We start from the raw sequence: 10793 nt of genomic DNA, 5'->3' as shown, positions 1-10793 counted from the left end.
CCACAAATTGTGACGCACATCTTGCAGAAAGCCTTTTTCAAACACGCTCTAGAGCCTTTTTCAACACGCTCTAAAATGTCAGATCGCAGAAGATTATGGAAATACAGGATCTCTGCGGTCTGTTTTTATAGTATGTAGCATAAAAAAACGGCAGCCCGGAAATTCCCGGGCTGCCGTAAATTTTTCAAATATGCTTTAGAGCCTGTTTGAAAGATCAGATGTTCAGAAGATCACTGAATACTTTAAGAGCGCCGTCGGTATCATGTGCAAGTACACGTTTCGCAAGAACTTTACCAAGCTGAACACCCTCCTGGTCGAAGCTGTTCAGATTCCATACAAAGCCCTGGAACATGATCTTGTTCTCAAAGTGAGCAAGCAATGCACCAAGGGAAGCTGGTGTAAGCTGCTGGCCAATGATAATGCTGGACGGACGTTTACCTTTAAAGTTCTTGTTCAGGTTCTCATCCTCTTTACCGCAGGCAAATGCAACAATCTGAGCTGCCACGTTAGCGCAGAGCTTCTGCTGGCTGGTGCTGTTCTCAATGTCAACATCTACGCCAAGCTGGCTGTTCTTAAAGCCGATGAACTGAAGCGGGACAATGTCAGAGCCCTGATGCAATAACTGATAGAAGGAATGCTGACCGTTGGTTCCTGGCTCTCCGAAGATAACCGGACCTGTTACGTAGTTAACCGGCTCGCCGAAACGGTTTACGGTTTTACCATTGGACTCCATGTCACACTGCTGAAGGTGTGCCGGGAAGCGGCTTAATGCCTGTGAATATGGAAGAACAGCTGTGGAAGGATATCCCTGCACATTTCTCTCATAGATACCGATAAGGGCATCCAGCATATCTGGGTTCTTCATAAGGTCACGGTTTGTTGCAAGCTGATCCTCAGCTGCAGCACCTTCAAGGAGCTGAGCAAATACTTCCGGTCCGAATGCCAGGGAAAGGATTGCTCCGCCTACGCCGGAAACAGAAGAGTAACGGCCTCCGATGTAGTCATCCATGAAGATGGCGGTAAGATAATCTTCACTCTTTGCAAGAGGGGAAGTCTCACTTGTAACGGCAAGCATGTGTTTGGAAGGATTCAGACCTGCTTTTGTCAGGGCATCCTTTACAAATGCTTCGTTGGTCAGTGTCTCAAGGGTTGTACCGGATTTGGATACAACGATGAATAAGGAGTGTGCAAGGTCTACAGAAGCAAGTACTGCAGCTGCATCATCCGGGTCAACGTTGCTGATGAACTTCGCTTCCATCTTGAATGTGTTATTGGCCTTCGCCCAGTTCTCCAGTGCGATGTAAAGAGCACGGGGACCAAGGTCACTTCCGCCGATACCAATCTGAACGACTGTGGTGAATTTCTCACCAGCTTCGTTGGTGATCTCACCAGCATGAACCTTATTTGCAAAATCAGCAGCTTTTTTCTGCTGGGCAACGTAGAATTCACGTTTGTCTACACCATCTACAACAACCGGGTTACCAAGCTGCTTACGTGCAAGGTGATGAAGAACCATACGTTTCTCTCCGGTGTTGATCACTGCACCATTATATAATTCCTGAAATTTGTCGATCAGCTGTGCCTCGTCAGCCAGTTTCGCAAGTGCGGATAAAACGGTTTCGTCTACTTCTTTGGCTGCATAGTTGTAAGAAAGACCAGCTGCCATTGGTGTACTATAATCAGCTACACGCTTGCCACCTTCTTCACCAGACAGAGCTGCCGCAATGTCTACGTGATTCTTAAGCTCTTTCAGTTTGCCAAAAGAATCAAGTGTGTCAAGATTTTTCCATGTTGCCATAATATAATTCCTCCTTTAAATGGTTGAGACTATAGTTGCTGTTCAAAGCTTGTTCAGCAACGGATTATGCTCTCAAAGGAGTCTCACTGTGAGACCCGTATCGAAATCATTATACTGAAAAATTTATAGAATTTCAATGCAAGGATGAAGATTCTTGAAAAATTAACATTAATATAAGAAAGAATGGGGCTGATATGAAAAAAAGAACATAAAAGCTGGTGAAAAAGAGGGGATAGAAGTAAAAAAACAGCCGACAGAAGCTGAAAAATGTTTCTGTCGGCTGTTTGAACGGACCTTTGCAATAGGTTTCTGCATTGGTCAAGTTGAATGTGAGGGATGGATTACTCCTGTGTAATTCCGGTTACTTCATAGCCAGCGTCTTTGATTACCTGGCGGATTTTGTCCTCGTCCACTTTCTCTGGTGCTGAGAAAATAGTAGTTCCGGCATCATGGGAGGATACAACATCCTGTACCCCAAATGCTTCCTGGATTGCTTTGTTTACGTGTGCTTCGCAATGTCCGCACATCATTCCTGTTACATTAACTGTCACTTTTACCATGGTATTATTCTCCTTTTTGTTAGTATTGTTATTAATATCGCTGCATTCGTTCAAAAGCTTGCAGCTGTTATTAATCGTTTGTTCTGCATCTGAAGTTTTATCTGCATTGAATGATTTTGAGAAAACAGCAGATGATGCTTCAGAGAAATCAGCAATATTTCCAGAATTGGATTCTATGGAAACCGGATTCTTGACTTTTTTATCTTTAACTGCGTCATGAATTTTAAACAGGTTTAGCCTCAACGCGTTGGTAACTACACAGAAGCTGGAAAGGCTCATGGCAGCAGCGCCGAACATCGGGTTCAAGGTCCATCCGAAAATTGGAATCCATACGCCGGCAGCCAGCGGAATACCAATTACATTGTAGAAGAACGCCCAGAAGAGATTCTCGTGGATGTTGCGAAGAGTAGCGCGGCTCATACGGATAGCAGCTGGCACGTCGGAAAGCTGGCTTTTCATAAGGACAATATCTGCTGCGTCGATGGCTATATCCGTTCCGGCACCGATGGCAATACCAATATCTGCTCTGGTAAGGGCTGGTGCGTCGTTGATTCCGTCGCCAACCATGGCAACCTTGCCTTTTTCCTTCAGGGAGCGGATGACGCTCTCTTTTCCATCTGGAAGGACGCCTGCAATAACCTGGTCAACACCTGCCTGTGCGCCGATGGCTCTGGCCGTGCGCTTGTTGTCTCCGGTAAGCATAACTACGTGGATACCCATATTCTGAAGCTCTTTGACCGCCTGTGCACTGTCCGGTTTGATTACATCAGCAACTGCAATGATTCCAAGAAGTTTTCCATCTTTTGCGAAAAGAAGAGGAGTTTTTCCTGCTTCGGCAAGCTTCTCGGCCTGGTTCATAAGAGACGGAGAGACAGCTGCCAGAGTGTTGATGTATTTCATGCTTCCGCCGATAAGCGTGGAAGCGCCAAGCTTCGCAGAGAGTCCATTGCCGGGAAGAGCCTGGAATTCTGTGACTTCCTGGGCTGTAAGACCAAGGCTTGCAGATTTTTCCAGAATGGCTTTCGCAAGAGGGTGCTCGCTCTTTTTTTCAAGGGCGTAGGCAATGGTGAGAAGATCGTTCTCAGACACGCCGTCTGCAGGGAGAATGTCAGTAACCTCCGGCTGACCGTTTGTGATGGTTCCGGTTTTGTCAAGGGCTACGATCTGAACCTTTCCGGCTTCCTCAAGGGAGACGGCTGTTTTGAAAAGGATACCGTTTTTGGCACCCATTCCGTTTCCAACCATAATGGCAACCGGAGTGGCAAGACCAAGGGCGCATGGGCAGCTGATGACCAGAACGGAAATTCCTCTTGCCAGGGCGTAGCCAGCCTCATGACCGGTAAGCAGCCAGACAATAGTAGTTATAATTGCAATAGTGATAACAGCAGGTACGAAAACACCGGAAACACGGTCTGCGATTTTGGCAATAGGAGCTTTGGTGGCTGCAGCATCACTGACCATTTTGATGATCTGGGAGAGTGTGGTGTCTTCGCCAACGCGGGTAGCTTCACATTTGATAAAGCCAGACTGGTTGACTGTGGCTGCGGAGACAAGATCTCCGGCAGCTTTGTCGACAGGGATACTCTCACCTGTAAGGGCAGATTCGTTGACTGCACTGGAGCCTTCGATAATCACACCATCCACCGGGATGTTCTCACCAGGACGGACAACAAAGGTGTCACCTTTTACAACCTGGTCAATGGGAACGGTGGCTTCCTGGCCGTTTCGGATGACAACGGCAGTCTTGGGAGCAAGCTTCATAAGACCTTTTAAGGCATCCGTGGTCTTGCCCTTGGAACGGGCTTCCAGCATTTTTCCAACGGTGATCAGGGTCAGGATCATAGCGGCAGATTCGAAATAGAATTCCATCATGTAGTGCATGACAAGTTCGGAATTGCCGTCAACCTGGGCTCTGGTCATGGCGAACAGGGCGTAGACACTCCATACAAAGGAGGCCATGGAGCCGAGAGCTACCAGGGTATCCATGTTCGGAGAGCGGTGCCACAGACTCCTGAAGCCACTGATGAAAAATTTCTGATTGATGACCATGACGATTCCTGCAAGAAGCAGCTGTACAAGTCCCATGGCGATATGGTTGCCATCAAACCAGGCTGGCAGCGGCCATCCCCACATCATGTGTCCCATGGAAAAGTACATCAGCACCAGAAGAAAACCTACTGAGGCAATAAGCCGTTTCCTGAGGAGTGGCGTTTCGTGATCTTCCAAGGCTTTCTCAGCATCGGAAACGGATTCCGTCTGACCGGAAGCACCCTTCAGGCTGCAGCCGTATCCGGCTTCTTCTACAGCTGAGACAATGGCAGAGGCTGAGGCAGTTCCTTCCACTCCCATGGAATTGGTAAGCAGGCTTACGGAGCAGGAAGTAACTCCCGGAACCTTGTTTACCGCTTTTTCCACACGGGCGCTGCAGGCTGCACAGCTCATGCCGGTGACGTTGTATTGTTCCATAATAAATTCCTCCTTCGAATACAGTGTTTCGATACCAACGGACTGCTCTGCGCATTCGTACTTCCGCAGGCAGGTACACATTCGGAATACGCTGGTATCTCACTTCATTAGCTTCTGCAAAGTTGCAACCAGCTCATCAATGGTTTCGTCTTTACCATCACGGATATCTCTTGCCACACAGGTTCGGATATGATTGGCGAGAAGTTCCTTATTAAATGCATTCACAGCGGCATTTACAGCTGCTGACTGAATAAGAATATCGTTGCAGTAAGCGTCATTCTCCAGCATTCCTATAATACCCCTTATCTGGCCTTCAATACGTTTCAGACGGTTTACCAGCTTCCTGCGTTCTGCTTCGGAACGGTCGGTGTGCTTGGTACAACAGCAGGAACAGACCTTCTTGGTAGGTTCCTGGCTGGAAAGAGTTGCAGGATCGGCTGCGGTGTGGCTGCAGCAGGATTCGGATTTATAATCAGCTGTCATAGGCGGACTCCTTTCCTTATATACCCCTTAGGGGTATGTATTTGATGAAACCAATATATACCCTGGCGGGGTATTTGTCAATAAGTAATTCACAGAAAACCTGAGAATTGCGGCGCGAAACCATGCGAAAGCATGATTCCTGTGTATCGCGAAGCGTGTTGCTATGAACGGAGTGAATAGTAATCTGTTTGAAAAATTATTCCCGCAATCTGCACGCCCCACTTTGCGGTATATTTTGCCCGAATTCAGTTGCCGTAGCCCACTACGGCGCCCTCATCAGGACAAAATCTCCCACAAATTGTGACGCACATCTTGCAGAAAGCCTTTTTCAAACATACTCTAGTTCATAAAAAATACATAAAAAGTTCATAAAAAATATATAATAATATGGTACATATTAAATATCCGAGTCGAATATGTATAATGGTTATAGCGCGAAGGTTGCATCATGAACATGATGCGCAAAAGAGAATCCGGTGAGAGTCCGGAACGATGCCGTCACTGTGTAAGGGAACTGCTTCAGAGCCCACTGGGAAACCGGGAAGGGGGAGCAGTGTTGACCGAAGTCAGGAGAACTGCCTTGGCGTGGAATCTTAGGTCTGCGGTACACAGAACCTGTATTCTCATAACGATACATGAATATTTCCTGAATGTTTTTTGGAAGAAAAGTGTGTATATGAGAATGTGTGCAGTCGCAGAAAATGCGGCTGTTTTTATGCAATGGGAGATTGGTGATAGATTTCCCATGGGATTCTTTATACGTGATTCTATCCGGAAATACAAAAAAAAGAGGAAAAAGAAATGAAAAGAAAATCTTTATTAGCAATCCTTCTTGCAGCTTCTATGGCAGCAAGCATGACAGCAGCAACAGCAACTGTTGCATTTGCAGAGACAGAGGAAGCAGCAGAGGAGACAACAGACGATGCTGAGACAGCTGATGATGCTGAGGCAGCTGACGATGCTGAAGCAGCTGATGATGCTGAGACAACAGACGATGCAGAAGCAGCTGATGACACTGCAGATGCAGATAAGGAAGCGGCTGATAAAGTAGCAGCACTTATCGATGCTATTTATGTTCAGGAGAGAACAGATGATACAGATGAGCAGTGCAAGGAAGCTAAAGAAGCATGGGATGCCCTTACAGATGCTCAGAAAGAGCTTGTAGAGGGAGAAGAGGCAAGTCCAGAGTATTTCGGACGTGACACAGGTGATGCTTCCAAGGATGATCCGCGTAATCAGGACGAGATCGGTGAGAATGAGCTTCTTGTAGTAAGCTTTGGTACATCCTTTAACGACAGCCGTGCAGAGGATATTAAGGGAATCGAGGATGCTCTTGCAGAAGCATTCCCGGATTGGTCTGTAAGAAGAGCATTTACCGCTCAGATCATTATCAACCATGTACAGGCAAGAGATGATGAGAAGATTGATAACATGCAGCAGGCACTTGACCGTGCAGTAGCAAACGGTGTTAAGAATCTTGTAGTTCAGCCTACACATCTTATGCATGGTGCTGAGTACGATGAGATGGTAGAAGCTATTGATGCTTACAAAGATAAATTTGAATCTGTAGCAATCGCTGAGCCAATGCTTGGTGAGGTTGGCGATGACGCTACCGTTATCAACGATGACAAAGCTGCTGTTGCTCAGGCAATCACAGATGAAGCTGTAAAAGAAGCTGGATATGACAGCATGGAAGCAGCTGCAGAAGATGGAACCGCATTTGTATTCATGGGACATGGTACTTCCCATACAGCAAACGTTACATATGACCAGATGCAGACCCAGATGGAGAAACTTGGATTCACAAACGCATTCATCGGTACTGTAGAAGGTGAGCCAGAGGATACAGCTTGTGATGAAGTTATCAATAAAGTAAAAGATGCCGGATTCAAGAAAGTAATCCTTCGTCCGCTTATGGTTGTTGCTGGTGACCATGCAAACAATGATATGGCTGGTGATGATGACGATTCCTGGAAGAGCATGTTCGAGGCTTCTGGAAATTTCGATGAGATTGATTGCCAGATCGAAGGTCTTGGAAGAATTGACGCTGTTGAGCAGCTTTATGTAGCTCATACTCAGGCAGCTATTGATTCCATCGCGAAATAATTATTTTGGTATAAATTGTTATTGCAACAGAACAAAAGCAGCTGCTCCTACACTGTGGGGCAGCTGTTTGAGTAATAAAACAAATACGGTACACACAAGTGCACCGTAAATAAAGAAAAAGCAAGGAGAGTTATTATGAAACGTTCATTAGTCATTTTATTAACAGCTGTAAGTATTTCCGCTATGACAGCAGGAACTGCATTCCCGGCATTTGCAGAAGCCACAGAGGCTGAGGCAGAGGAAACCACAGATGGTGCAGAGAATGCCGCAGACAGCGAACTTGAAGACGGTGTTTATGGTGTAGAGTTTGACACAGACAGCAGTATGTTCCATGTAAATGAGGCTTGCAACGGAAGAGCTACCCTCACTGTAAAGGATGGTAAAATGACCGTTCATATCACTCTCGTTTCCAAGAATATTGAGAATGTTTTCCTTGGAACAGCAGAGGATGCACAGAAAGACGGTGCCGAACTGATTCAGCCTACTATTGATAAGGTAACTTACAGCGATGGCATGACAGAGGAGGTTTATGGATTCAATGTTCCGGTAGAGAAGCTGGATGAGGAATTTGACCTGGCAATCATTGGTAAAAAGGGCAAATGGTATGACCATAAGGTAAGCGTTACGGATGTGCAGGAGCAGACTGAGGAAGAAAAAAATGCAGTTGAGATCGGTGAGGAAGAGAAAAGTGAAGATGCTGATACAACTACAGATGCAGCTGCCGAGGAAGAGAATAAGGATTGATCAATAATCTGAAAGGGACATCACATGAGCGAAAACGGTTCATGCGATGTCCCTTTTTATATTTATTTTGTTTTGCCCTCTCCGGCAAAATATTCTTTTGTCAGCTTCACAACTGTACCGGAAAGCAGGAACAAAGCAATCAGGTTGGGAATTGCCATAAGACCGTTAAATGTCTCTGCAATGCTCCACATCAGTCCAAGGTTGGCAGTTGCGCCAAGGATGGCAACCAGGGAATAAATAACCATAAATGGTTTGATCACTTTTTCAGAGAACAGGAACTCGATGCAGCGGGCACCGTAAAGTCCCCATCCGACTGCTGTGGAAAAAGCGAAGCAGCACATGGCAATTGCTGTAAAAATGGATACCCAGCTTCCATATGTAGAAGTAAATCCAAGGATAGTAAGCTCTGCACCGGCTGCTTTTCCATAATCAACAGCAACGCCGCTGCAAAGGATAACCAGTGCAGTCAGTGTACAGATCACGATGGTATCTGTAAAGACTTCGAAAATACCGAACATACCTTGTTTTACAGGCTTTTTGGTATCTGCACACGCATGGGCAATGGATCCGGTACCAAGACCAGCCTCGTTAGAGAAGATACCACGGGAAACACCTTTTTTTAAACTGGTGAACATACTTAAAACAATGCCGCCTGTTACAGCTCTGGGCTGAAATGCCCCTCTGAAAATAGAAGCGAATACAGCTGGTACATTCTGAATGTTCAGAAGGATAACTCCCAGTCCGAGAAGGATGTAAAGCAGAGCCATAAATGGAACCAGCTTTTCGGTAACATGGCCAATTCGTTTGATTCCGCCAAGAAGGATCATGGCGATCAGAATGGCAATTATGATTCCGATGATCAGGTTGGAAGTAGAAACGGCGCTTTCGCTGATCACGTTATAATTCAGCAATGCAGAATTGATGGCAGTGGTGATAGTATTGACCTGTGTAGCGTTGCCGGTACCAAATACAGTGAGCACGCCGAATGCTGCGAACAGATAAGCCAGCCAGTGCCATTTTTTGCTAAGACCGTTCTTGATGTAATACATGGGACCGCCTACCAGTTCACCGTTGGCATTGATCTCGCGGTAGTGTACCGCCAGAGTAACCTCAGCATATTTGGTACACATGCCAAACAGTGCAGAAACCCACATCCAGAATATGGCTCCGGGACCGCCAATTGCGATAGCACCTGCTACACCGGCAATATTGCCAGTACCGACCGTGGCTGCAAGTGCTGTACACACTGCCTGGAAAGGCGTGATAGCACCGTCAGATGCGTCACGTTTGCGGAAAATACGTCCAAGGGTTGTTTTGATTGCGTAGGGGAATTTGCGAATCTGAAGAAAATTGGTGCGGATACTAAGATAAAGACCAACTCCGAAAATACAGACCATTGCAGGAACGCCCCAGATAAAATTATTTACAGCGGTGTTGATGGTTTCGATTATTTGCAGCATAAAATACCTCTCTGGAAGTTTTTTTTGATGTATGCGAACGGAACTTCTTCCATGTCACACACATTATTAAACTGGTGCAGCCAGAGCCTGTTTGAAAAATCATTCTTGCAATCTGCACGCCCGCTTTGTGGGAAATTTTGCCCGAATTCAGTTGCTGTAGCCTGCTACGGCGCCCTTATCCGGGCAAAAACTCCCACAAATTGTGACGCACATCTTGCAAAAAGCCTTTTTTAGATATGCTCTGGAGCTTCATTTATGTGAAGATATGACAACTACTGCACCATATTTAGCGGATAAAATTTGTCTTGATCTTATCTTCCGCCTGAGGAACTGCAATACCTGCCGCTTTCCCTGCTTCCAGGGATTTCAGAAGCCATGCCATATTGTTTCCAAGTGAGCGCATGATCTGAAGTCCTTCTTCATCCTGCGCAACTTCTGCAGGAGTATTTCCGTGAACCATGTTCCAGTAGTTAGCAGATACAACAGGCATTTCATGATAGCTGAAATATTTCTGAAGAACGTCTAAAGTAGCTGTGGTGCCGGCTCTTCTTGCAGAAGCAACTGCTGCAGCTGGTTTGTGGAGCATGTCTTTGCCTGCCATGGAGCAAAGCTTATCCATAAATTCAATGATCTGTCCGGATGGGGAAGCCCAGTATACCGGAGAACCAACTATAAGCGCATCTGCTTCTTTTAATTTCGCCGCGGCGGCTTTTACATTATCTGTATCCGGATTTCCAGCTTGGAAAATCTCAGTATCAATTCCATTATGATTCAGTGTTTTTGCCACTTCACTAAGTGCGGTGAACGTACAGCCTTCCTTGCGCGGGCTGCCATTTAAGAGTAAAACCTTCATGTTTTTCATCCTTTCTGAAGTAAGTTATATCAGACTGCGATAGCCGCAATCTGCATGCATCATCTCTCTAAAGCGGTAATGTATCTTCTTATTATACGATAGAAATAGTTGGATTTCAAGAGAATGGTTTTATTTTAAAAACACAATATGTTCACAATTTAAGATTATAATAAAAAATATTTGAACTATTCAGCAAATATTATTCCGCAAGGTATTTTATGTGAATCTGACTCACATAAAAATCGAAATCTTCGGCGCCCCACTTTGCGGTATATTTTGCCTGAATTGGTGAATGGTTATAAACATTTATTATGCGACAGAAA

The 10793-nt window shown here is 45.7% G+C and carries 9 protein-coding genes, 3 pseudogenes and 1 riboswitch; of the genes and pseudogenes, 5 read left to right on the top strand and 7 right to left on the bottom strand.

Annotated elements, in window-relative coordinates; all coding sequences use genetic code 11:
* Positions 1–74: DUF6783 domain-containing protein (locus tag LIZ66_RS20080; protein WP_408611545.1), on the top strand; the 74-nt coding region annotated here is incomplete at its 5' end.
* A 140-nt stretch (positions 75–214) separates the two neighbouring features.
* On the opposite strand, the gene LIZ66_RS13230 is transcribed toward LIZ66_RS20080, so the two are convergent.
* The 4 genes and pseudogenes from LIZ66_RS13230 to LIZ66_RS19450 form a co-directional block, all read right to left on the bottom strand.
* On the bottom strand, positions 215–1798 hold the full coding sequence (locus LIZ66_RS13230; protein WP_226815671.1) for a glucose-6-phosphate isomerase: 1584 nt from the start codon (positions 1796–1798) through the stop codon (positions 215–217).
* Positions 1799–2139: 341 nt separating this feature from the next.
* Complete coding sequence (locus tag LIZ66_RS13225; RefSeq protein WP_226815672.1) at positions 2140–4824, bottom strand: heavy metal translocating P-type ATPase; 2685 nt, start codon at positions 4822–4824, stop codon at positions 2140–2142.
* Between the two features lie 99 nt (positions 4825–4923).
* Positions 4924–5307 (bottom strand): metal-sensing transcriptional repressor, encoded by a 384-nt coding sequence (locus tag LIZ66_RS13220; RefSeq protein ID WP_118579507.1) that lies wholly within the window; start codon positions 5305–5307, stop codon positions 4924–4926.
* A 161-nt stretch (positions 5308–5468) separates the two neighbouring features.
* Positions 5469–5579 (bottom strand): annotated as a pseudogene (locus tag LIZ66_RS19450) (DUF6783 domain-containing protein); the annotation flags it as partial.
* Here LIZ66_RS19450 and LIZ66_RS19445 point away from each other — a divergent pair.
* From LIZ66_RS19445 to LIZ66_RS13210, 3 genes and pseudogenes are all read left to right on the top strand, one after another.
* A pseudogene (locus LIZ66_RS19445) lies at positions 5556–5657 on the top strand (DUF6783 domain-containing protein); the annotation flags it as partial. The pseudogenes LIZ66_RS19450 and LIZ66_RS19445 sit on opposite strands and share 24 nt — an antisense overlap.
* A 71-nt stretch (positions 5658–5728) precedes the next feature.
* Positions 5729–5904: riboswitch (cobalamin riboswitch) on the top strand.
* A 204-nt stretch (positions 5905–6108) separates the two neighbouring features.
* Positions 6109–7413 carry a sirohydrochlorin cobaltochelatase gene (locus tag LIZ66_RS13215; RefSeq protein ID WP_195699988.1) on the top strand — a complete coding sequence of 435 codons (1305 nt, stop codon included), beginning with the start codon at positions 6109–6111 and terminating at the stop codon, positions 7411–7413.
* Positions 7414–7548: 135 nt separating this feature from the next.
* Entirely contained in the window at positions 7549–8157 is a 609-nt protein-coding gene (locus LIZ66_RS13210) for a hypothetical protein (protein ID WP_226838095.1), read from the top strand.
* Between the two features lie 62 nt (positions 8158–8219).
* Here the strand turns inward: LIZ66_RS13210 and LIZ66_RS13205 are convergent, their stop codons facing one another.
* Positions 8220–9617 carry an alanine/glycine:cation symporter family protein gene (locus LIZ66_RS13205; protein WP_173774153.1) on the bottom strand — a complete coding sequence of 466 codons (1398 nt, stop codon included), beginning with the start codon at positions 9615–9617 and terminating at the stop codon, positions 8220–8222.
* 27 nt (positions 9618–9644) lie between these two features.
* On the opposite strand from LIZ66_RS13205, the pseudogene LIZ66_RS19440 reads away from it, so the two are divergent.
* Positions 9645–9788 (top strand): annotated as a pseudogene (locus LIZ66_RS19440) (DUF6783 domain-containing protein); the annotation flags it as partial.
* Here LIZ66_RS19440 and LIZ66_RS19435 read toward each other — a convergent pair.
* Both LIZ66_RS19435 and LIZ66_RS13200 read right to left on the bottom strand, forming a co-directional pair.
* A complete protein-coding gene (locus tag LIZ66_RS19435) occupies positions 9765–9830 on the bottom strand; it encodes a DUF6783 domain-containing protein (protein WP_306797093.1) in 66 nt (21 codons plus the stop codon). The pseudogene LIZ66_RS19440 and the gene LIZ66_RS19435 sit on opposite strands and share 24 nt — an antisense overlap.
* A gap of 73 nt (positions 9831–9903) precedes the next feature.
* A complete protein-coding gene (locus tag LIZ66_RS13200) occupies positions 9904–10470 on the bottom strand; it encodes a flavodoxin family protein (RefSeq protein WP_118579516.1) in 567 nt (188 codons plus the stop codon).
* Between the last annotated feature and the right edge of the window lie 323 nt (positions 10471–10793).

The organism is Blautia faecis (genome assembly GCF_020554845.1).
GTDB lineage: Bacteria > Bacillota > Clostridia > Lachnospirales > Lachnospiraceae > Blautia_A > Blautia_A faecis.
Note: the sequence above shows the minus strand (reverse complement) of the source record. Positions and strands in the feature narration are given on the sequence as shown.